The organism is Saccharothrix coeruleofusca, from assembly GCF_017876325.1.
In the GTDB taxonomy this organism is placed as follows: Bacteria; Actinomycetota; Actinomycetes; order Mycobacteriales; family Pseudonocardiaceae; genus Actinosynnema; species Actinosynnema coeruleofuscum.
Map to the genome: position 1 here is coordinate 7082548 of NZ_JAGINV010000001.1, position 21909 is coordinate 7104456.

18 protein-coding genes and 1 tRNA gene are annotated in these 21909 nt (G+C 71.1%); 3 read left to right on the top strand and 16 right to left on the bottom strand.

All coding sequences use genetic code 11. The annotated features are described in order from the left end of the window. Positions 1-158: 158 nt before the first annotated feature. The 12 genes from JOF41_RS32825 to JOF41_RS32880 form a co-directional block, all read right to left on the bottom strand. Positions 159-1385: a GGDEF domain-containing protein gene (locus JOF41_RS32825; protein WP_229794896.1), complete on the bottom strand. Its 1227-nt coding sequence runs from the start codon at positions 1383-1385 to the stop codon at positions 159-161. Between the two features lie 463 nt (positions 1386-1848). After that, entirely contained in the window at positions 1849-3078 is a 1230-nt protein-coding gene (locus tag JOF41_RS32830) for an MFS transporter (RefSeq protein WP_189221203.1), read from the bottom strand. Between the two features lie 334 nt (positions 3079-3412). Further along, positions 3413-4834 carry an MBOAT family O-acyltransferase gene (locus JOF41_RS32835; protein ID WP_189221202.1) on the bottom strand — a complete coding sequence of 474 codons (1422 nt, stop codon included), beginning with the start codon at positions 4832-4834 and terminating at the stop codon, positions 3413-3415. 43 nt (positions 4835-4877) lie between these two features. After that, positions 4878-5846, bottom strand: coding sequence for a 23S rRNA (guanosine(2251)-2'-O)-methyltransferase RlmB (rlmB, locus tag JOF41_RS32840; RefSeq protein WP_189221201.1), 969 nt, complete (start codon positions 5844-5846; stop codon positions 4878-4880). A 4-nt stretch (positions 5847-5850) separates the two neighbouring features. Then, positions 5851-7245 carry a cysteine--tRNA ligase gene (gene cysS, locus JOF41_RS32845; RefSeq protein ID WP_209623679.1) on the bottom strand — a complete coding sequence of 465 codons (1395 nt, stop codon included), beginning with the start codon at positions 7243-7245 and terminating at the stop codon, positions 5851-5853. Positions 7246-7290: 45 nt separating this feature from the next. Next, positions 7291-7899: an HAD family hydrolase gene (locus JOF41_RS32850; protein ID WP_189221199.1), complete on the bottom strand. Its 609-nt coding sequence runs from the start codon at positions 7897-7899 to the stop codon at positions 7291-7293. Positions 7900-7908: 9 nt separating this feature from the next. After that, positions 7909-9171: an MFS transporter gene (locus JOF41_RS32855; protein ID WP_307867610.1), complete on the bottom strand. Its 1263-nt coding sequence runs from the start codon at positions 9169-9171 to the stop codon at positions 7909-7911. Between the two features lie 25 nt (positions 9172-9196). Continuing rightward, positions 9197-10030, bottom strand: a complete 834-nt coding sequence (locus tag JOF41_RS32860; RefSeq protein ID WP_189221198.1) for a DUF3800 domain-containing protein — start codon at positions 10028-10030, stop codon at positions 9197-9199. Between the two features lie 598 nt (positions 10031-10628). Next, positions 10629-11024 (bottom strand): PPOX class F420-dependent oxidoreductase, encoded by a 396-nt coding sequence (locus JOF41_RS32865; protein ID WP_209623680.1) that lies wholly within the window; start codon positions 11022-11024, stop codon positions 10629-10631. A 21-nt stretch (positions 11025-11045) separates the two neighbouring features. Then, positions 11046-11543, bottom strand: coding sequence for a 2-C-methyl-D-erythritol 2,4-cyclodiphosphate synthase (ispF, locus tag JOF41_RS32870; protein ID WP_372448505.1), 498 nt, complete (start codon positions 11541-11543; stop codon positions 11046-11048). Next, entirely contained in the window at positions 11540-12232 is a 693-nt protein-coding gene (gene ispD / locus JOF41_RS32875; RefSeq protein ID WP_209623681.1) for a 2-C-methyl-D-erythritol 4-phosphate cytidylyltransferase, read from the bottom strand. Before ispD ends, ispF begins: the two co-directional genes overlap by 4 nt. Before the next feature lie 33 nt (positions 12233-12265). After that, positions 12266-12754 (bottom strand): CarD family transcriptional regulator, encoded by a 489-nt coding sequence (locus tag JOF41_RS32880; protein ID WP_012782996.1) that lies wholly within the window; start codon positions 12752-12754, stop codon positions 12266-12268. A gap of 294 nt (positions 12755-13048) precedes the next feature. Between JOF41_RS32880 and JOF41_RS32885 the strand changes: the two genes are divergently transcribed. Both JOF41_RS32885 and radA read left to right on the top strand, forming a co-directional pair. Further along, positions 13049-13801 carry a copper chaperone PCu(A)C domain-containing protein gene (locus JOF41_RS32885; RefSeq protein ID WP_189221195.1) on the top strand — a complete coding sequence of 251 codons (753 nt, stop codon included), beginning with the start codon at positions 13049-13051 and terminating at the stop codon, positions 13799-13801. Positions 13802-13859: 58 nt separating this feature from the next. Further along, entirely contained in the window at positions 13860-15224 is a 1365-nt protein-coding gene (gene radA / locus JOF41_RS32890; RefSeq protein WP_189221194.1) for a DNA repair protein RadA, read from the top strand. A gap of 49 nt (positions 15225-15273) precedes the next feature. Here the strand turns inward: radA and otsB are convergent, their stop codons facing one another. Then, entirely contained in the window at positions 15274-17805 is a 2532-nt protein-coding gene (gene otsB, locus JOF41_RS32895) for a trehalose-phosphatase (protein ID WP_189221193.1), read from the bottom strand. 52 nt (positions 17806-17857) lie between these two features. After that, on the bottom strand, positions 17858-19294 hold the full coding sequence (locus JOF41_RS32900; RefSeq protein WP_189221192.1) for an alpha,alpha-trehalose-phosphate synthase (UDP-forming): 1437 nt from the start codon (positions 19292-19294) through the stop codon (positions 17858-17860). A 435-nt stretch (positions 19295-19729) separates the two neighbouring features. Here JOF41_RS32900 and JOF41_RS32905 point away from each other — a divergent pair. After that, positions 19730-19802, top strand: a tRNA-Thr gene (locus JOF41_RS32905). Between the two features lie 79 nt (positions 19803-19881). Here the strand turns inward: JOF41_RS32905 and JOF41_RS32910 are convergent. Together JOF41_RS32910 and JOF41_RS32915 are read right to left on the bottom strand one after the other, a co-directional pair. After that, complete coding sequence (locus tag JOF41_RS32910) at positions 19882-21204, bottom strand: tyrosine-type recombinase/integrase (RefSeq protein WP_209623682.1); 1323 nt, start codon at positions 21202-21204, stop codon at positions 19882-19884. A gap of 88 nt (positions 21205-21292) precedes the next feature. After that, on the bottom strand, positions 21293-21508 hold the full coding sequence (locus tag JOF41_RS32915) for a helix-turn-helix domain-containing protein (RefSeq protein ID WP_209623683.1): 216 nt from the start codon (positions 21506-21508) through the stop codon (positions 21293-21295). Between the last annotated feature and the right edge of the window lie 401 nt (positions 21509-21909).

Genomic DNA, 21909 nt, shown 5'->3' on the forward strand with positions numbered 1-21909 from the left:
CGGCCGCGCCGGGTACCCACGAGGCGCCTGAACGTCCCGCGCCGAAGTGAGCGCCCATGACTCGCAGGTCGTGCCTGGTGGCACGCGGTGGGGCCCCCGCCGGGGCACGCCGCGCGCCCCGGCGCGCGCGGGCCCCGATCACGGGACCGGGCGCCGGGTCAGGCCGAGCGGGTCACTTCCGGCTCGTCGGCGCGCGGCAGGGGCAGCCGCCGCCCGGCGTGGATGTCGATGCCCGCCACGCGCACCTGGTTGCGCCCGTTCTCCTTGGCCGCGTAGAGCGCCGCGTCGGCGCTGTGCTGGGCGGTGAGCAGGCTGTCCACGCCCGCCTGGAGCACCGCCACGCCGATCGACGCGGAGATGGCCCGGAACTCCGCGGTCTCCTCGTCGTGCGGCAGGTTGCGCCCCAGCAGGGTCACCGTGTTGCGGTGCTTGTCGGTGGTCTCCACGGTCATCGCGCCGATGGCCTCGCGCACCCGCTCGGCGATGGCGATGCCCTGCGACAGCGGCGTCTCGGCCAGCACCACGACGAACTCCTCGCCGCCGTCGCGCCCGGCCACGTCGCCCGGCCGCAGCTTCTCCCGCAGGATGCGGCCGACCTCGGCGAGCACCGCGTTGCCCGCCGGGTGGCCCCAGGTGTCGTTGATCCGCTTGAAGTGGTCCAGGTCGATGGCCAGCACGGTCACCGGCCTGCCGTCCACCCGGCAGCGCTCGGCGATCCGGCTCGCGTACTCGTTGAGGCCGGTGGTGTTGAGCAGGCCGGTGCGGAAGTCGGTGTGCGCGTCCTTGGTCAGCTGCAGGTGGGCCTGGCGCTGCTCGGCGAGCAGCCGCTCCAGGTGGGCCTGCCGCTCGGAGGCGTGGTAGAGCAGCGCGTTGACCAGGATCACCGGGATGACCAGCAGCAGCGGGCCCACCCAGTGAGTGGTGGTGAGCACGCCGAGCATGGCGCCCACGCCCAGCGTGGTCGCCTCCAGCATGTTGTCGCTGCGCGAGCCGATCAGCTCGGCGGGCCGGGTGGCCGGGTTGACGATCTTGAGCACGCCGGACATCAGCACGACCTGGACCGACCAGTACAGCACCGCGACCAGCACCAGCTCCAGCACCAGGCCCAGGTCGGACAGCGCGTGCCCGGTCACGCCGGGGGCGGAGCCGGTCAGGTGCAGCGCGGCCCAGGACAGCAGGGTGGCGGCCAGGATGTTGGCCGAGCCGAACACGAACCGGTAGGGCTGCCGCCGCGCGATGGGTTTGAGGACCAGGCGCATCCACACCACGGTGAGCACCGCCAGCCCGCCCGGCAGCGCGATGGCCGCGGCCAGCGTCCACACCGAGGTCAGGTCGAAGTACGGGCCGGTCGATTCGTTGCGCCGCGATTCCTCGGCCCGTCGCACGATGGTGAGGTGAACCGTGATCGCCAGGATGAGCGCGCCGAAACGGAACCACTCGGTGGCGGTGGTTGAGCCGACCGTGGTCAGCAGCCCAATAGCCGCGGCGACCACCGCGAATTCGACGGAAAGGATGTAACCAACCGCGGCCCGGCGCAGGGACCAGAGTTCCCAGGTGCGCGTCGGTCGCCGCCCGACTGTCGCAGGCGGCTCCCGATCAGGCAAACTTCCCTTCACCACGTCCCCTTAGACTTCACGCCGACGACGCACCACGACCAGCCCCTGCGGTCCCGGCCGTTCGCCCCCCTTCACCAGCCCAGCAGTGCGTAAAGGAGTGTCCGCCATGCGTAACCGCGACTGGTGATCTCATCGCTCTCCCGGAGCCTGTGCTCTCACTCTCCGTACCGGACCTCTTGCGGTGCGCACACGAGGTCTCGTCATGACAATCGTCGCTCATGATGAGTCCGTTTCAGGTGATCATCGCGTTCGGGTCCGTCCGGGTGCGCGCCCGGTTCCAGGCTACGGTCGCCTGGGCCGCCAGCAGCAAGCCTATGCCGCCCGCGCCCGCGATGGTGAGGGTGACCGAGCCCAGGCCGTGAGCCACGGCGCCCGCCAGGGCCATGCCGCCGCCCTGGCTGGAGCGCAGCGCCGTGCGCGCGATGCCGTGCGCCCGACCCCGGCAGGCGTCGGGCAGTATGCGCATCCAGGCCGAGCGCGCGGGCGTGTGGTAGGCCCCCGCCATGCCGGCGACCACCAGCAGCACGATGGTCCAGGTCAGGTTCGGGTCCAGCGCGAAGAGCACGAGCGGCGCCAGGGACAGCACGGCCAGCGGGCCCATCAGCCGCTCGCGCTTGTCCGGGCTGCGCACCACCCGGAACAGCACGGCCACGCCCAGCACGTTCGCCGCGGGTTCGATGGCCAGGATCAGCCCCACCGCCCAGACCGCGTCCAGGCTCGCCGCCAGGGGCACCGCCAGCCCCTCGGGGACCATGGCCAGCCCGGCCAGCATCCGCAGCCACAGCAGGGTGCGCAGGCGCGGGTCGGTCAGCAGCAGCCGCAGCACGCCCGCCGACCCGACCTCGGCCCGCTCCCGCGCCGGGTCGCGCGGGGCGGCGGCGGGCCGGTGCCGCACGGAGAACTGCACCAGCAGCGCCACCAGCACGAACGAGGCGGCGTCCACGGCCAGTGCCACGTTGGGGCCCGCCCAGGTCACCACGAAGCCCGCCGCGGCCAGGCCGATCATCTGCGCCACGTCCACCGAGGTGCCGAACAGCGCCACGCCGTCGTCGTAGCGCTTGGCGGGCAGCACCGAGGGCAGGCTGGCCTCCTGGGCGGCCAGGAACGGCGACGCGGTCATCAGCACCGCGACCAGCAGCGCGATCATCACCCACAGCGGCACCCCCGGCAGCGCCATCAGCGCCATCAGCGCGGCCTGCAGCCAGGCGCAGCGGATCATCACCGTGCGGCGCGGGAACCGGTCCGCGACCCAGCCCAGCAGCGGGCCCGCGACCAGCGGCGGGACCAGGGTCAGCGACCAGGTCAGCGCGGTCCACGCGGGGGAGCCGGTGCGTTGGAACACCAGCAGCGACAGCGCCACGGCGGCGAGCTGGTCGCCCGCGGTGGACACCGTCGAGCCGATCCACAGGCCGCGGAACTCGCGGTTGCCGACCAGGGCGCGCAGCGTGCCGCGCGGGGTCACGTCCGCCCCGCGATGGTCGACTCCGATGAGTGAGTCACGTTACCCCCACCCGAGTATTAATTCCCTCGGTTAGCACGGTAGAAGCTGCCGGTTGCACAATGTTGGTCCCGCCACAGTGGGTACCCAAACGGACGACATTGGTGACATAAAGTAGTTACAGTGTCGAGGAAACGGGCTCCCATTCTTTGACAGTTGACCGTGGCGTCACCCGACGCGAGCAATGTCCGCCCACCCTACGTCAGGTCCGGCCGCCCGTCCGGGGCAGGCGGGTTCCACGCCGTTGAGTCCTGGGTGATCGCGTTCGAAATTGTTGGGCGCGCTGAAACGTCGATCGTCAGAACTGGTAGTACAGGAACGGGCTGAACGTACCGCTGGCGACCAGGATCGCGGCGTAGGCGACCCCGACCGTCATCAAGGACACCCTGATCGTGGCGGCCACCCGGTCCCGCGACGCCTCCAGGTAAGGGCCGGTGACCGGATGATCCGGCAGCACCACCACGACCAGCGCCACCAGCAGCAGCACCACCCGCTGGTTGGTCGCCGCCGCGGCGACGGCCTCGGTCAGGCCGGTGAAATCGGGAATGAACAGGTGCCCGATCATCACCAGCGCGGAACCGAGGTCGGCCGCGCGGAAGAACACCCAGCCGACCACCACGAGCAGCATCGTGAGGACCCGGCGCGCAATGCGCCTGCCGCGCGCGGCGGGCGCCGAATTCCAGCCGAACCGCCGTTCCAGCACCAGCAGCCCGCCGTGGAACAAACCCCACACCAGAAACGTCCAGTTCGCGCCGTGCCAAAAACCGGTGAGCACGAAAACGACCGTGAGGTTGCGGTAGGTCCGCGCGACCCCGTGCCGGTTCCCACCCAGCGGGATGTAGAGGTAGTCGCGGAACCACCGCGACAGCGACATGTGCCAGCGCCGCCAGAACTCGGTGACGGTCACCGACGAGTACGGCCGGGCGAAGTTCTCCGGCAGCCGGAAGCCCAGCATCCGGCCCAGCCCGATCGCCATGTCCGAGTAACCGGAGAAGTCGAAGTAGAGCTGCAGGGTGTAGCCGATCGCGCCCAGCCACGCGGTCGCCGTGGTCATCTGGTCCGCGGGCGTGGCGAAGCAGGCGTCCACCAGCGGCGCCAGCGAGTCGGCGATGATCACCTTCTTGCACAGGCCCAGCGCGAACCGGGGGAACCCCGCGGCGATGTCGTCGAGCCGGTGCGTGCGCGGCTGCGGCAGCTGGTCGGCGATCTCCCGGTAGCGCACGATCGGCCCGGCCACCAGCTGCGGGAACATCGCGATGTAGGTGACGAACGCGACCGGCTCGCGCAGCGCCGGGCGCTCACCGCGGTAGACGTCCACCACGTAGGAGATGTGGTGGAAGGTGTAGAAGGAGATGCCGATCGGCAGCGCCAGGTGCACCACCGGCAGGTCCGCGCCGACCACGCTCGCGATGGCGCGCAGCTGCTCGGTGGCGAACCCCAGGTACTTCCACACCAGCAGCACGCCCAGGTCGAACGCGATCACGCCGACCAGCAGGCCCCGCCGGTCGCGCGGGCTGCCCGGCTCCAGCCGCAGCCCGGCCAGGTAGTTGACCACCATGCAGGCCAGCAGCAGCAGCGTCGTGCCGCCCGCCCCGCTGACGTAGAAGAACAGGCTGGCGACCGCCACCACGCCGTTGCGCCGAGTCCTGGGCGCGACGAGGACGGCCGCGAGCACGACCGGCACGAAGAACCAGAGGAACAGGGGCGTGGCGAAGGACATCGCGGGTGACCTTATCCGCCCGCCACCCGCGATGTCCCGGAGATCAGCCCGCCGCGTCCAGCCTGCGCCTGCGCGCCACCTCGGCCAGCACCACGCCCGCGGCCACGGAGGCGTTCAACGACTCCACCCCCGGCGCCATCGGGATCGACACCGTCTGGTCGCAGGTCTCCCGCACCAGCCGCGACAGCCCCCGGCCCTCCGAGCCGACCACCACCACCAGCGGCCCGGTGGCCAGGTCCAGCCCGTCCACGTCCACGGTCCCGTCGGCGTCCAGCCCGACGATCATCAGCCCGGCGTCGGCCCACTCCCGCAGCTGCCTGGTCAGGTTGGTGGCCACCGCGATGGGCAGCTTCGCCGCCGTGCCCGCGCTGGTCCGCCACGCCACCGCGGTGATGCCCGCGGACCGGCGCTGCGGCAGCAGCACCCCGTGCGCGCCGAACGCCGCGGCCGAGCGGACCACCGCGCCCAGGTTGCGCGGGTCGGTCACCCCGTCCAGCGCCACGAACAGCGGCGGCCTGCCCGACTCGTTGGCGACCTCCAGCAGGTCCGCCGGGTCGGTGTACTCGAACGGCGGCACCTGCAGGCCGAGGCCCTGGTGCACCGCACCGCCGGTGATCCGGTCCAGCTCGCCCCGCTGCACCTCCAGCACGGAGATGCCCCGGTCCGCCGCCAGCCGCACCGCCTCGGCCACCCGGTCGTCGGCGTCGATGCCCAGCGCCACGTACAGCGCGGTGGCCGGGATGCCCGCCCGCAGGCACTCCACCACCGGGTTGCGCCCGGCCACGGTCTCCGGCGCGTTCTCGGCGGCCTTGCGGCGCTGCTGGCGCGCGTGCTCGACCTTGGCCACCGCCTTGGCCTTGCGGTAGGCGGGGTGGTTGGGCCGGTCGGCGGCCTTGGGCGTGGGCCCCTTGCCCTGCAGGCCCTTGGACTTCTGCCCGCCGGAACCGACGATCGCGCCCTTCTTGGAACCGGGGTTGCGCATCGCGCCACGGCGCTTGGAGTTACCAGCCACGAGCTCAGTCGTCCTTCAAGGTCCACAACGGACCGTCGGGGGTGTCCTCGACGGCGATACCGGCGAGCAGCAGGTGGTCGCGCAACGCGTCCGCCCTCGCGAAGTCCTTCTCCTTGCGCGCCCGCGCGCGGTCCTCCAGCACCCGCTCGACCAGCGCGGCCAGCGCCTGGCGGCTGCCGGAGTCCTGCGCGGCCGACGCGCTCCACAGCTGCGACAGCGGGTCCAGGCCCAGCAGTGCGGTCATCGCGCGCACCGACTCGGCGGCCGCGCGGGCGCCCCGGTCGTCGCCCGCCTCCAGCGCCGTGTTGCCCTCGCGCACCCGCTTGTGCACCGCGGCCAGCGCGCCCGGCGTGCCCAGGTCGTCGTCCATCGCCGCCACGAACGCCTCGGGCAGCGCGCCCCGGTCGTCCACCGAGCCGGTGCGCTCGACCACCCGGCGCAGGAACGACTCCACCCGCCGGTAGGCCGCCACCGACTCCTCCAGCGCGGCCTCGGAGTACTCGATGGTCGACCGGTAGTGCGGGCCCACCAGGTAGTAGCGCAGCTCCGGGGCGCGGACCCGCTCCAGCATGGCCGGGATGGACACGGTGTTGCCCAGCGACTTGGACATCTTCTCGCCGCTGAGCGTCACCCAGGCGTTGTGCATCCAGTACTCGGCGAACCCGTCGCCCGCCGCGCGCGACTGCGCCTGCTCGTTCTCGTGGTGCGGGAAGATCAGGTCGATGCCGCCGCCGTGGATGTCGAAGGTCCCGCCCAGGTAGGCGGTGGCCATCGCGGAGCACTCCAGGTGCCAGCCGGGGCGGCCCGCGCCCCACGGCGTCGGCCACGACGGCTCGCCCGGCTTGGCGGCCTTCCACAGCGTGAAGTCGCGGGGGTCGCGCTTGCCGGTGGCGGCCGTCTCGCCCTGGTGCACCTCGTCGGGCTTCTGCCCGGACAGCGCGCCGTACTCGGGGAAGGAGGTCACCGAGAAGTACACGTCGCCCTCCGCCGCGTAGGCGTGGCCCTTCTCGATCAGCCGCTCCATCAGCTCGACCATCTGCGTCACGTGCCCGGTCGCGCGCGGCGCGTAGGACGGGGGCAGGCAGCCCAGCTCCTCGTAGGCCGCCTCGAAGGCGCGCTCGTGCGAGTACGCCCACTCCCACCACGGCCTGCCGTGCTCGGCGGCCTTGGTGAGGATCTTGTCGTCGATGTCGGTGACGTTGCGCACCAGCCGCACGTCCGCGCCGTCGCGGGCCAGCCAGCGGCGCAGCACGTCGAAGTTCAGCCCGCTGCGCACGTGGCCGATGTGCGGCACGCCCTGCACGGTCGCCCCACACACGTAGATCGACGCCGTTCCGCTGATCTGCGGGCGGAACTCCCGCAGTTCCCGACGTGCGGTGTCGTAGATGTGGAGGCTCACACCGGAATGGTACGGGCGTGTGCCCGCCGGGGTTGAATCGCCCGGCTAAATGTGCTTGTGGAGCACCCGCAGGAGTGCGTCCGGCCGATCCGAGGTCGGCAACGGGTCCACGAATTCCACGCGGCAGCCGATCGCGGCCGCGCCCCCGTCGGCCTCCGGGCTGTCGCCGACCATCAGCGCCTCGTGCGGCTCCACGCCCAGCCGCTCGCAGGCCAGCTCGAACAGCTTGGGGTCCGGCTTGATCGCGCCCTCCTCGTAGGAGAGCACGAACTCGTCGACCCGGCCGGTGAGGTGGTGCCGGTCGAACACCGCGCGGATGTCCCACCCGGTGTTGCTCACCACGGCGACCCGCAGGTGCGTGCCCAGCGCCTGCGCGGTGTCGGGGTAGGGCTGCCAGTACGGCGGGCTGCACAGCCGCTCGTAGAAGTCGACGGGATCGGCCGCGCCCGCCTTGGCCAGCGCCGAGACGTGCAGCTCGCGGTGCAGGTCGGCGTCGAGGTCGCGGCGTGCCCACGCGTCGGCGTCCAAGTCCTGGAAGGCGCCGACCGGCGCGGTCAGCGCGCGCATCAGTCCCGCGTGCGCGGCCAGGCTGTCGTGCTCCAGGCGGAACAGGGTGCCCGAGAAGTCGAAGAGGACTGCGCGGATCGTGGTCACAACGCGACGTTACGTGGTCTGGACCTCTTCGCCAATGGTCTCGGGCAGCAGCAGGACGCACACCACACTCGCCGCCGCCGCGGCGGCCACGTACCAGGCGACGGACTGCGGCCCGTGCCGGTGCACCAGCCACGTCGCGACCGTCGGCGCCAGCGCCCCGCCCAGCACACCGCCCAGGTTGTAGGCCAACGACGAGGCGGAGTACCGGAACCGCGTCGGGAACAGCTCCGGCAGCAACGCCCCCAGCGGCCCGTAGACCCACCCCATCGCCAGCAGCGCCAGCACGAACGCGGCCAGGTGCTGACCACCGTGCAGCAGCGGCGCGAACACCGCCCCCGCGCCCACGGCCGCCAAGCAGCCCGAGACCAGCACCGGCTTGCGCCCCCACCGGTCGGACAGCAGGCAGGCCACCACGGTCGCGGCGGCCATCGCCCAGACCGCGACGATCTGGTCGGCCAGCACCCCGGCGCGCGGCGCCCCCAGCACACCCGTGGCGTGGGCCAGGCCGAACGTGGTGGCCACGTAGAACAGCACGTAGCAGACCACGATCGTCCCGCCGCCCAGCAGCAGACGGGCCGGGGCCCGGCGCAGCATCTCCAGCACCGGCAGCGAGCTGCGCTCCCGCTGCCGCAGCACGCGGGCGAACGCGGGCGTTTCGGCGATCCTGAGCCGGACCCGCAGACCGACCAGCACCAGCACCGCCGACGCCAGGAACGGCACCCGCCAGCCCCACGCCCGGAACGCGGCGTCGTCCAGGACGGCGGAGAGCACCAGGAACGACCCGCCCGCCGCGAAGAACCCCACCGCGGGCCCCAGCTGCGGGAACACCGAGTACCAGCCCCGCCTGCCCGCCGGGGCGTGCTCCGCGGCCAGCAGCGCCGCCCCGCCCCACTCGCCGCCCAGGCCCAGGCCCTGCAGGAAGCGCAACGCGGTCAGCGCCACCGGCGCGGCCACGCCGATGGTGGCGTAGCCGGGCAGCAGGCCGATCGCCACCGTGGACAGGCCCATCAGCAGCAGCGACGCGACCAGCGTCGCCTTGCGGCCCACCCGGTCGCCGAAGTGGCCGAACAGCACCGCGCCCAGCGGGCGGGCCACGAACGCCACGGCGAAGGTGGACAAGGCCGCCAGGCTGCCCGCGACCGGGGACAGGGTGGGGAAGAACGCCGAGTTGAGCACCAGCGCGGCGGCGGTGCCGTAGATGTAGAAGTCGTAGAACTCGATCGCGGTGCCGACGAAGCTGGCGAGAGCTACCCGGCTGGTCCTCGTGGACACTTCACCCGTCCATTCGCGCAGCTGGTCAGTCGAACGAGAACAACGCCGTTCCGGACTGGTGCCCCACCGGGTCGCTGACCACCAGGCCCCCGCGCCAGCGGCCGGTTTCGTCGCGGTAGCGGAACTGCAGGTCCTTCACCGCTGCGCCGTAGTTCCTGCGGACATCGGCGTAGCGCGGTGATGAGTGCGGGTTGTTCGGCACCGGCTTGCAGAACGCCGAGGCCGCCATCGGGAAGACCAGCGTGGTGGCCACCAGGTCCGCGATCTGCAGGCCCACGTGGTTGTCGCTGTGGGCGAACAGCGGGACTTCCAGCAGCGCCGGGTAGGGGTCGCCACCGATGCGCCACTTCTGCGTGAAGATCGAATGTGCCACCTCGACGTTCAGCCGGGGGGCGCGTCCATCCGCGATCAGGAAGCCCGTCGAGGCGTTGTCGGACAGGTACTCGCTGAAGTGACGGGCGATGTCCTGCACGGCGTAGCAGTAGCTGGCCGTCGCCTTGACGCTCTTGCCCGCTTCTTTGATCCAGACCCGCCCGGTGACGCGGCACCCGTACCGCTTGAGCAGGTCCAGCAGCTCGTCGCGCAGCCGGTCGGCCTGCCTGCGCTTGTTCCGCGAATCGCTTCTGGTCATCTGCAGGATCTCGCTGCCCTTGACCTCGGTCAGCACGTGGTTCAGCGCGGGGCCGGTGGTGAAGCGCCCTGGGAAGTGCCGGCGCTTGAGCGCGAGGAATTCCCGCGTCAAGGACGGAATGTGGTCCGCATTGACGACGAGCCCCAGGATCACCATGACCGGAGTCGCACTCGGGCCTTGATCCGGAGGCTCGCACCCACCCGACTCGTCCAGGTAGCAGAAGTGCATTGGGTCACGATAGCGCTAAGGCCGCCCCGGAGGACGGCCTTAGGATGTGGTGTTCGGGTCGCCCCTATGCACCTAGAGAATGGTCTCTGCTGACAAAGTTCCCAGGAACATCGATCAACTTCAAGCTGGACGGATGTGACCTACGTCACATCACTCGTCCGGTGCGCAGAGTGTCCTACCTGATCTTACACCATACCGAAAATGTTGCGTTCCTCTTTCGTGTCCGTCTCGGGGTCCAAGGTGTGGCAATGGCGAGGTTCCGGGCTGCTGAGCTGGGGAAACTCGGTGGTTCGCGCCGGGGCGGCGAGGAAATGGGTATAGACCTATCTCCTTGCGATCTTGCGAATGGGCAATGCGCTACGCAGAGTGGTCGCTTCTATCACTCGATGGTGAGAGTGTCAATCATGGTGGAAGAATTTTTGATCTTCACACGATAGAGTGAAGTATCTCAGGTCCGGCCGTACTCGCGACTGTTTCACCGAGATCTGTCGCAGGCAAACCCGAAAAATGCGACCCGAGAGCCGCAAGCGCCGCTGGCGTCGAACGGTGATTTCCCCATTCGCCTCAAAGGGGGACGAACCAGCCGGAGCGACCGTCCTCAGCGGACGTTGCCGGTGATTTTGGTGGGGGTCAGCCGGAGCACCACCCGCACGCGGTCCTCCGGCTCGGCCGGGAAGTCGGCACCGGTGTACTTGTGCGCCAGCGCGTCGACCAGCGCCCGCCCCTTGTCCTCGGTGATGGTCACGGTGCCGCGGATCTCCGCGTACCGCTCCGGGTCGGCGGCGTCCCACACGGTCACGCTGGCTCGCGGGTCGCGGCGCAGGTTGCGCTCCTTGCGGCGGCCCCTCAGCGTGCTGAACAGCAGGTCGTCACCGTCGCGGGTGATCCAGATCAGCGAGTTCTGCGGACCGCCGTCGGGGTTGACCGTGGCGAGCGAGGCGTGGTTCCGGCCGTCGACCAGTGCGCGCAGCTCCGCGCCGAGGGTGATCGCCATGGCACCCCAGCCTAGGGGCACTCAGCCCAGGGGGACCAGCAGTGCCGTGGCGATGGCCGCGACGCCTTCCCCCCGACCGGTCAGGCCCAGTCCATCGGTGGTGGTGCCGCTGACCGACACCGGGCCGCCCAGCACGTCGGAGAGGACTTTCTGGGCCTCCTCGCGGCGCTTGCCCACGCGCGGGGCGTTGCCGATGACCTGCACCGCCGCGTTGCCCAGGCGGTAGCCCGCCTCCTCGACCATGCGGCGCACCTCGGCCAGGAACTCCACGCCGTGCGCGCCCGACCAGCGCGGGTCGCCGGTGCCGAACACCGCGCCCAGGTCGCCCAGGCCCGCCGCGGACAGCAGCGCGTCGCACAGGGCGTGCGCGGCCACGTCGCCGTCCGAGTGGCCCGCGCAGCCGTCGACGCCCTCCCAGCGCAGTCCCACCATCCAGCACTCGCGGCCCGGCTCGACCGGGTGCACGTCGGTCCCGGTGCCGACCCTGGGGATCGCGGGGGAGATCGCGGGGGGAGTCACGGACGTTCTCCTGCCAGCAGCGCCTCGGCGACCGCGAGGTCGAACCGAGTGGTGATCTTCATCGCGTCGGGGTGGCCCGCCACCGTGACCACCGGCACGCCCAGCCGCTCCACCAGGCCCGCGTCGTCGGTGGCGTGCAGGCCGGATTCGTGGGCGCGCAGCAGCACCCGCGCGTCGAAGCCCTGCGGGGTCTGCACGACCCGCAGGGACGACCGCTCCGGGGTGGCCACGACCCGCCCGCTCCCGTCGACCTGTTTGACCGTGTCCGCGACGGGTAGTACCGGGATGACCGCGGGGTGACCCGCCTCGACCGCGTCGACCACGGCCTTGACCACGGTGGGTGGGGTGAAGGCCCGTGCCGCGTCGTGCACCAGCACGACGGTGGTGTCGGGTATCTCACGCACCGCGTGCTCCAGCGCCAGGCGGACGGAGTCCGACCTCTCCGCACCGCCCGCCAGCACGTGAACCGCCCCGCCGGCCTGGGCCAGCGGGGCGGTGACAGTGCTCACGGTGTTCACGTCGGAGGGCGGGGCGGCGATGACCACGTGCTGAACGCACCCCGCGTCGAGCAGCCCGCGAACGGCGCGGACCAGCAGCGGGACCCCATTGACCGGCACCAGCGCTTTGGGCATCCCGTAGCCCAGGCGCTCACCCCGGCCCGCCGCGGGCACGAGCGCGACCACACCCATGTTCGCGGTCCGAAGTCGTGTTCGAGTAGTCGATCAGGACGCGGTGGCGAGGACTTCGTCGAGGAGGACCTCAGCCTTGTCCTCGTCGGTGCCCTCGGCGAGCGCCAGTTCACTAACCAGTATCTGTCGAGCCTTCGCCAGCATCCGCTTCTCACCAGCGGACAGACCGCGATCCTTCTCGCGCCGCCAGAGGTCGCGCACCACTTCGGCCACCTTGTTCACGTCACCGGACGCGAGCTTCTCCAGGTTGGCCTTGTACCGCCGGGACCAGTTGGTCGGCTCCTCGGTGTGGGGAGCGCGCAAGACCTCGAAGACCTTGTCGAGACCCTCCTGGCCGACGACGTCGCGCACACCGACGATCTCGGCGTTGTCGGCGGGGACGCGGACCGTGAGGTCACCCTGGGCGACCTTCAGCACGAGGTACTTCTTCTCCTCGCCCTTGATCACACGGGTCTCGATTGCTTCGATGAGAGCGGCACCGTGGTGCGGGTAGACGACGGTCTCTCCGACCTTGAAAACCATGTGTCCTCTGCCCCTTTCGCTAACTCCATCCTAACACGCCGAGCAATCCCCCCATCGGCCTCCGGAGATCGGTTAGCCCTGGTCAGGGGCGGCGCGGGGGGTTGACAAACCACCTGTTCGCGTGCAACGGCCAGGTCCTGGCCGGGTCCCCGGAGGCCCCCGGACCCGGTCGTCGGGGGCACCACGTGCCGCCGAGTCCGGCCCGCCCGGTTAGGCTCCCGACTGGTGGTCGGGCGCCGGTGCTACCGGGCGCGGCCGTCCCAGCCAGCACATCGGGAAGGGATCCGAGCAGCCGTGGGTCGCGCACAGCAGAAGTCCTCAGCGCCTCGCCGCCTGGCCGTCGCGGCCGCACTCGCGGTCGGACTGGGCATGGTCGCCGCGGCCTGCGGCGCGGGGCAGGTCACCCAGACCGACACCCAGGTCGCCGCGGTCAACGGCGCCTCCGGCGACGTCGGGCTGCTGTCGGTCCGCGACGCCCAGCTGGTGTTCCCCGTCGAGGAGGGGCACTACGGCGAGGGCGACGACGCGCCGATGGTGGTGACCGTGGTCAACAACGGCAACGAGGAGGACAAGCTGGTCTCGGTGACCAGCGAGCTGACCTCAGGCCCGGCGGAGATCACCGGCGACGTCGACCTGGAGCCCTCCTCCGCGATCATCAGCGGCGGCGAGCAGGACTCCGGCGGCAGCAGCCACGTCAGCACCACCTCGCAGACCAGCGGCTCCGCCGCGTCGGTCACCGCGACCACGACCCCGTCCGGCTCGCCGACCAGCGGCGCGCGGGAGAGCTCCTCGGCCCCGACGACCACCACCGGCAGCCGGGGGTCGGTGTCGAACCCGCCGACCTCGGTGACCAAGCTGCCGTCCTCGGCCGAGCCGGTGGAGCCCGGTGTGGTCAGCATCGTGCTCAAGGACCTGACCCGCGACTTCCGCCCCGGTCAGACCGCCAAGGTGACCTTCGTGTTCGAGAAGGCGGGCGAGCTGGTCCTGGAGCTGCCCATCGGCCCGTCCCCCGAGCCGCGCCAGGGCGGCGAGGGCGGCGGTCACTGACCCCGCGCCGCAGGTGCGGCGGTCCGGCACTGTCGGGGGCGGTCTATAGCCTGGCCGCGTGGTGAAGAACGCGCGGGCGGCACGGCCCCTCTACCGGTGCGCCGAGTGCGGGCACGAGGTGTCCAAGTGGGTCGGGCGGTGCCCGGAGTGCCAGGCGTGGGGCACGGTCGAGGAGCGCGGCGCCGCCGCGCCCTCCCGCTTCCTCGCGGGCGCGACCAGCGGCGACGCCCGCCCCATCGCCCAGGTCGACGTGGAGTCGTCCAGGGCCAGCGCCACCGGGGTGGGTGAACTCGACCGGGTGCTCGGCGGTGGCCTGGTGCCCGGCGCGGTCGTGCTGCTGGCGGGCGAGCCGGGTGTGGGCAAGTCCACGCTGCTGCTGGAGGTCGCCCACCAGTGGGCCGCCACGGTGGGCCGCTGCCTCTACATCACCGGCGAGGAGTCCGCGGGCCAGGTGCGGCTGCGCGCCGACCGCACGGGCAACCTGCACGACGAGATCTACCTCGCCGCGGAGAGCGACATCTCCGCGGTGCTGGGCCAGGTCGACGCGGTCAAGCCGAGCATGATGATCATCGACTCGGTGCAGACCATGTCCTCGATGAGCATCGACGGCTCACCCGGCGGGGTCAGCCAGGTCCGCGCGGTCACCTCCGGCCTGATCTCGCTGGCCAAGGAGCGCAACCTGCCGATCATCCTGGTGGGCCACGTCACCAAGGACGGCGCGGTGGCGGGCCCGCGGGTGCTGGAGCACCTGGTGGACGTGGTGCTGCAGTTCGAGGGCGACCGGCACTCCACGCTGCGGCTGCTGCGCGGCATCAAGAACCGGTTCGGCGCGGCCGACGAGGTGGGCTGCTTCGAGCTGCGCGACGACGGCATCGTCGGCGTGCCCGACCCGTCGGGGCTGTTCCTCAACCGCCGCGAGCAGGACGTCACCGGTTCGGCGGTCACCGTCGTGGTGGAGGGCAAGCGGCCGCTGCTGGGCGAGGTGCAGGCGCTGGTGGCGCCCACCAGCCTGCCCGCGCCCCGGCGGGCGGTCAGCGGGCTGGACTCGGCCCGCGTGGCCATGGTGATGGCCGTGCTGGAGAAGCGCGGCCGGGTGCCGCTGGGCAACAAGGACGTGTTCACCGCCACGGTCGGCGGGATGCGGCTGGTGGAGCCCGCGGTGGACCTGGCGGTGGCGCTGGCGGTGGCCTCCGCGGCCACCGACCAGCCGCTGCCGCACGACCTGGTGGTGGTCGGCGAGGTGGGGCTGTCCGGGGAGCTGCGCCGGGTCAACGGGGTGGGGCGGCGGCTGGCCGAGGCCGCCCGGCTGGGCTACACGCGCGCCCTGGTGCCGCCGGACGCGGGCAAGCTGCCCCCGGAGACCCGCGCCCTGGTCGCCAACGACCTGGGCGAGGCCCTGCGCCTGCTCAAGCTCAAGAAGTGACGAGGGGGGCGCACCCGGCGAACCGGGTGCGCCCCCCTCGCGCGAGCGGTTACTTGGCGGCCAGCAGCTGGGCGCAGCGGATCAGGCCCAGGTGGCTGTACGCCTGCGGGTGGTTGCCCAGGGAGCGCTCCGCGATCGGGTCGTACTCCTCGGGCAGCAGGCCGGTCGGCCCGGCCGCGTCCACCATCTGCGCGAACAGCTCCTCGGCCTCGGTGCGCCTGCCGGTGAGCAGGTACGCCTCGATCATCCACGCCGCGCACAGGTGGAAGCCGCCCTCGTCGCCGGGCAGGCCGTCGTCGCGGCGGTAGCGGTAGACCGTCGAACCGGACCGCAGCTCGGCCTCGATGGCGGTCACCGTGGCCTGGAACCGCTCGTCGGTCGGGTCGATCAGCCCCGCCAGGCCCACGTGCAGCGACGCGGCGTCCAGGTCGTCGCCGTCGTAGGCGGTGGTGAACGACTGCGCCTCATCGCTCCAGCCGTGCTTGAGCACGTCGTTGGCGATGGTGTCGCGCAGCACCGGCCACGACGGGTCGATGTCGCGCCGGTAGTCCTCGGCCAGCCGCACCGCGCGGTCCAGCGTCACCCAGCACATGACCTTGGAGTACACGTGGTGGCGCGGCGCGTGCCGCTCCTCCCAGATGCCGTGGTCGGGCTCGTGCCAGCGGCGGGCGACCGCCTCGGCCATCGCCTGCACCATCCGCCAGTCCTGGTCGGTCAGCGAGCCCCTGGCCCTGGCCAGCTGCGCCACCAGGTCCACCACCGGGCCGAACACGTCCAGCTGGACCTGCTGGTTGGCCAGGTTGCCCACCCGGACCGGGCGGGAGCCCGCGTAGCCGGGCAGGGTGTCGATGACCGCCTCGGCGCCCAGCATGGTGCCCTGCAGCGTGTACAGCGGGTGCAGCCGCTCCGGGCCCGGCAGCGTGGCCAGCACGCCGTGCACCCAGCCCAGGAACGCCTCGGCCTCGCCCAGCGAGCCCAGCGACACCAGCGCCTGCGCGGTCAGCGCCGCGTCGCGCAGCCAGCAGTACCGGTAGTCCCAGTTGCGGATGCCGCCCAGCTCCTCGGGCAGCGAGGTGGTGGCGGCGGCCATGATCGCCCCGGTGTCGTGGTGCACCAGGCCCTTGAGCGTCAGCGCGGAGCGCAGCACCAGGTCCGGCTCCACCTGCGGCAGCTTCAGCGTGGCCGCCCAGTCCGACCAGTAGCTGCCCGCCCGCGCGCGCCGCTCCGGCTCGCCCAGGGTGGCCTCGGACAGGTCGTCGGTGCCGCAGCGCAGCTCCAACAGGATCGGCGCGCCCTCGCGCGGGCGGACCACCGCGGTGGCGGTCTCCTGCATCCCGTCGCTGGTGATCTGCCAGTCCACGCCGGGGGAGCGCAGCACCATCGGGTCCGAGGTGCCGACCACGCGCAGGCCGTCGCGCTCGCGCAGCAGCCGCACCGGCACCTGGCCGAACTCCGGGCGCGGCGCGAAGGTGATCACCGCGTTGGTCGAGCCGCTGATCCGGCGCACCAGGTCGGTGCGGTGCGAGGGCTGGTCGTGGTCGAGGTAGTCCGTGACCAGCAGCCGCGACCAGCGGGTCTCCACGATCATCGTGCCGGGCACGTAGCGCTGGCCCAGCGGCAGCGACCCGTGCTCGGGCTTGATCGAGAAGTGCCCCGCGGCGGGGCCGCCGAGCAGGTCGGCGAACACCGCGGCCGAGTCCGGCTCCGGGTGGCACAGCCAGTTCAGCCGCGCGTCCGGGGTCACCAGGGCCACCGAGCGCTCGTTGGCCAGCATGGTCAGCCGCTCGATGGGCACGGCCTGGTCGCCGTGCAGCCAGTTGCGCCGCTCCTCCAGCAGGAACGCCAGCACCGTGGCCACGTCGACGGTGTCCTCGATGGTGAACTCGGCCAGCGACTCGGTGTGGCCGACCTTGATGCCCACGTCCGGGCCGCTGAGCCGGGCGAAGGCCTTCTCGTCGGTCACGTCGTCGCCGACGAACATCGCGGCGGTGGCCGACACGCGGTGCCGCAGCACGTCCAGGGCGTGGCCCTTGTCGGTCTGCACCACGGCCAGCTCGATCACCGCCTTGCCCTCGGTGACCTGCACACCTTCCCAGGTGCACGGGCCGGAGCGGACGGCGTCGAGAACCCGCTCCCCCACGGCGGGCTCGGCGCGGCGGACGTGCACCGCGATGCTGGCGGGCTTGACCTCCAGGGTGACGCCCTCGTGGTCGGCGACCACGCGGTCCAGCTCCTCCTCCAGCCTGCGGTGCAGGGCGCGGGCGTCGGCGTCGAGCGCGTGCACGAAGCCCACGTCGAACTCCGAGCCGTGCGAGCCGACCAGGTGGACCTCGGAGGGCAGTCGGGACAGGATGGCCAGGTCGCGCAGGGCCCGGCCGGAGATCACCGCCGTCGTCGTCTCGTGCAGCCCGGCCAGTGAGCGCAGCGCGCCCACCGACTCGGGCAGCGGGCGCGCGTCCTCCGGGTTTTCCACGATCGGGGCAAGTGTCCCGTCGTAGTCGCACGCGACCAGCAGGCGCGGTGTGCGGGCCAGTTGGACCAGCGCGCGGCGGAGTTCGGCGGGGAGGGCCTCGGCGGTCAACGCCCCTCCTCAATGCTCGGTGGGACAGGTCAGGGATGTGGTCTGAACTGATTCAGAACGCGGTCTGCGTCCCCAAGGCATCAAGGAACGAACGCGCCCAGCGGTCGACGTCGTGCGTGAGGACTTGGCGACGCAGAGCGCGCATCCTACGGCGACCTTCGGCCGGATCGACCGTGAGGGCGGCTTCCAAGGCGTTCTTCACGCCGTCCAGGTCGTGCGGGTTGACCAGGAACGCCGAGGTCAGCTCGGCAGCCGCGCCCGCGAATTCGCTGAGCACCAGCGCGCCGCCCAGGTCGTAGCGGGTGGCCACGTACTCCTTGCAGACCAGGTTCATCCCGTCGCGGACCGGGGTCACGACCATGACGTCCGCCGCCGTCATGAACGCGGCCAGCTCCTTGCGGTCCACGGACTGGTGAAGGTAGTGCACGACCGGGTGGCCGACGGTGGAGAACTCGCCGTTGATCCGGCCGACGATCTGCTCGATGTCCCCGCGCATCTGCTTGTAGTGCTCGACCCGCTCCCGGCTGGGCGTGGCCAGCTGCACCATGGCCACGTCCTCGGGGTTGACGCGCCCGTCGACGAGCAGCTCGTTGAGCGCCCGCAGCCGCACGTCGATGCCCTTGGTGTAGTCCAGCCGGTCCACCCCGAGCAGGATCTTCTTCGGGTTGCCGAGGTCCTCGCGGATCTGCTTGGCCCGCGCCTGGACCTCCTTGCTGCGCGCCAGCGCGTCCAGCGACGAGGAGTCGATGGAGATGGGGAACGCGCCCACCCGGACCGTGCGGTCCCCGACCTGCACCACACCGGGGCGGGTGCGCACGCCCACCGCGCCGCGGCTGGGCTCCAGGCCGACCAGCCGCCGGGCCAGCCACAGGAAGTTCTGCGCGCCGCCGGGCCGGTGGAAGCCGACCAGGTCCGCGCCCAGCAGGCCGCGGATGATCTCGGTGCGCCACGGCAGCTGCATGAACAGCTCCACCGGCGGGAACGGGATGTGCAGGAAGAAGCCGATGCGCAGGTCCGGGCGCAGCTCGCGGAGCATCGCGGGGACCAGCTGGAGCTGGTAGTCCTGCACCCACACGGTCGCGCCCTGCGCGGCGACCTTCGCGGTCACGTCCGCGAACCGCTGGTTGACCCGCACGTAGGCGTTCCACCAGTGCCGGTGGAACGCGGGCGGCGCCACCACGTCGTGGTAGAGCGGCCACAGCGTGCCGTTGGAGAAGCCCTCGTAGTAGTCGGCCACCTCGGCGGCGCTGAGCCCCACCGGGTGCAGCTGCAGGCCGTCCTCCTCGAAGGCGTCCACCTCCGCGTCGGCGATGCCGGGCCAGCCGACCCACGCGCCGCTGTGCGCCCGCAGGAAGGGTTCGAGCGCGCTCACCAGGCCACCGGGGCTGTGCTTCCAGCGCTGCGTCCCGTCCTCCAGGCGTTCCAGGTCGACAGGTAGGCGGTTGGCCACGACCAGGAAGTCCGCGCCGTGCTCGCCGATGCTGCTCACCGGGTAACGCCTCCTCAGGGATCGTCTCGCCCACGTGAGAGGTTAGTGGGAAGGTCCCGCTGGTATGCCCGGCCGTCATGGCGGTCACACCGATTCACTCCACTCGACGTCGAGCTTGCGTCCGACCGGGCAGCCGCGGGCCACCGCCGCAGGTCACCAGCGTGCGCCGGGCCGCGCGGCGGGGCGCGCCACGCCGCTACCGGCCACCTGATGGTGTGTCGTGCGACACCCCCCGAAGGGGTACCCTTCGGGGGTGAGTTGATCACATTCCGTCGAGCCTGTCGCGAGGCCCTGACCAGCGGTTTTCTCCCCGAGTGGGCCACTCGGCCAGAATCGGGCACTCCGGAAGGACCAGCGGCGACCGACGCCCGGTGCACCGCAATCCGCAGGTGGAACCTGGTGCGGGCGCTTACGATGTTCCCGGCCGTCGGCCCGGCCGGTGTAGCTCAACTGGCAGAGCACTCGCCTTGTAAGCGAAAGGTTAGGGGTTCAAGTCCCCTCACCGGCTCAGGAACAGCTACCCCCTGACCAGTGGAAACCCTGGTCAGGGGGTAGTTTCATGATCATGGCGGGTCTCAGATCGGGTCTCAGTCACCCGCCCACAGGTGGCCTCCCACCTGCTGCGCGATGCTGGCCACTAGCTCCGCTGGCACGTGCTGGTACCGGGCCGTCATGGACACCTGAGACCAGCCCATCACCTCCATAACGGCCCTGGGCGGTACACCCAGCACCATCAACATCGTGGCGGCCGTGTGCCGGGCGTCGTGCAAGCGAGCGTCACGAACTCCCGCTTCGCGCAGCAGCTCCTTCCACTCGTCATGGTCGCGACGCGGGTCGATCGGCTTTCCGTTCGGCTGTGCGAACACCCAACCGCCCTCGTGCCACTCCGACCCCGCAAGCTCACGTTCGGCATCCTGCGAGGTCTTGTGCTCACGGAGCAGCTTCACCAGCGGCGCCGGGATGCCGACCGCACGCCGTCCGGCCCGCGACTTCACGTCCACCTCGCGGAGTCCGCCACCGTGCCGTTGCGGGCACGTCGAAGCGTGCGCCGTGCACGAGGGCGGGCAGGGTGGTGGGCACGGCTTGCGTCGGTGCTGCGTGCAGTCCTTCTTACAGGGCTTGGTCTTGTGGCGTGCGGAGCCGCACTCGTGAGGGTCAGCGCACCCGTGCTGCCACTTGTGGCGCTGAAGCTGGCGCGGGGTACGGAGGATGCCGCTGTCCAGGTCGATCCTGGACCACTTCAGTCCTAGCGCCTCTCCCTTCCGCAGGCCGAGTGCGAGCGCCATCGCGAAACGCACACCGTTGCGGCGCTTGACGCAGTGGTTCAGGATTCGTCGGGCCTCCTCGCCCGTGAACGGGATGACTTCCTGTTCCTCGACGCGCGGTGCCTTCGCCAGAGCTGCGGGGTTGGACGTGATGTGTTTCCGCGCTACCGCGACGTTGAGCGCGGTTCGTACGGTTCGGTGCACCTGGTGTGCGTATCCTGCCGACTTCCCTTCTGCCTGCATCCTGGCGTACAGCTTTTCGAGGTGTTCAGGCTGTAGCCGGTCTAGTCGGTGAGCACCGACACCAGGGATCAACCACTTGTGCACCGCGTACCTGTAGGCAGAGGCAGCGTTCGGCGTGATCGACGGAGTTGCGATGTTGTCGAGCCAGTGCGTGAGCCACTTTTCCAAGGTCCATGCCCTACCGGGCTTTCGTACTTGGCCGGTGTCACGCTGTCGCTCCAAGTCGCGTACGGCGTCGATCACCTCTTTCTCGGTAGAGCGTTTGACGTGTCGCCGGTCGGGTTTGCCGTCGTCACGGACGCCCATCGTGACGCGGCCATGCCATTTGCCGTCACTGCCGTAGTAGATGCTGCTCGCGCCGTTGGGTGCGCGCGTGCCCTCGGGTCGTTTCCTGCGCGGCATGTCGTGTTCTCCCGGATGGCTGGTCTGCCGGTCACGTCCCCTTGCTGACCTGGGCAGACAGGGGACGTGACGGGCTGGAACAGGTGGACTAGGCGGCAGGCTGTTCGGCGGTCAGGCGCGCGGTGAACTCCGCGATAGCAGCGGAAGGGATGCGCCGCAGGCGTCCGATCTGGACAGATGCGATCGCGCCGGACTTGATGAGGCCGAACATGGTGGTGCGGCCGATGGACAGTGCCCGCGCGGCGTCTTCCACGCTCAGCAGTGCGCGGGGCTGGTCGGCGGTCGTGGTGTCGGTGCTGGCCATGACCTTGCGTTCCTTCCGTGGTGGCGTGAGCGGGCCGCGCGGGGGTGGCGGATGGCCGGTGCGGGCTGTCCGTGCGGGTGCGCGTGGGAGTGGCGCTAGGCGCTAGCGGGCTGGTCAACCCCCAGGTGGAGCGCTAGCGGGGGTGCTAGGTCTAGCGGGGTGGGGTGCTAGCCCTAGCGCGTTCGTCTGCGCAGCTGCGCGGTATGCGCCTTCTCGGAGAGCGGGACTGGCAGCGTCTCCGGTGTCAAGGCCGCTGCGGATTAGGGCAGAGGTATGTTTCTCGTCAGACTTGTGACTTTCCGTTATGAATGCAGGCCGGATTGTGTGCACTTTAGGAGTAGTGCAACGACTGAACGGGGGTGACTCTTCACGGGGAAAACTCTCGATTTGGGTTACTTGAG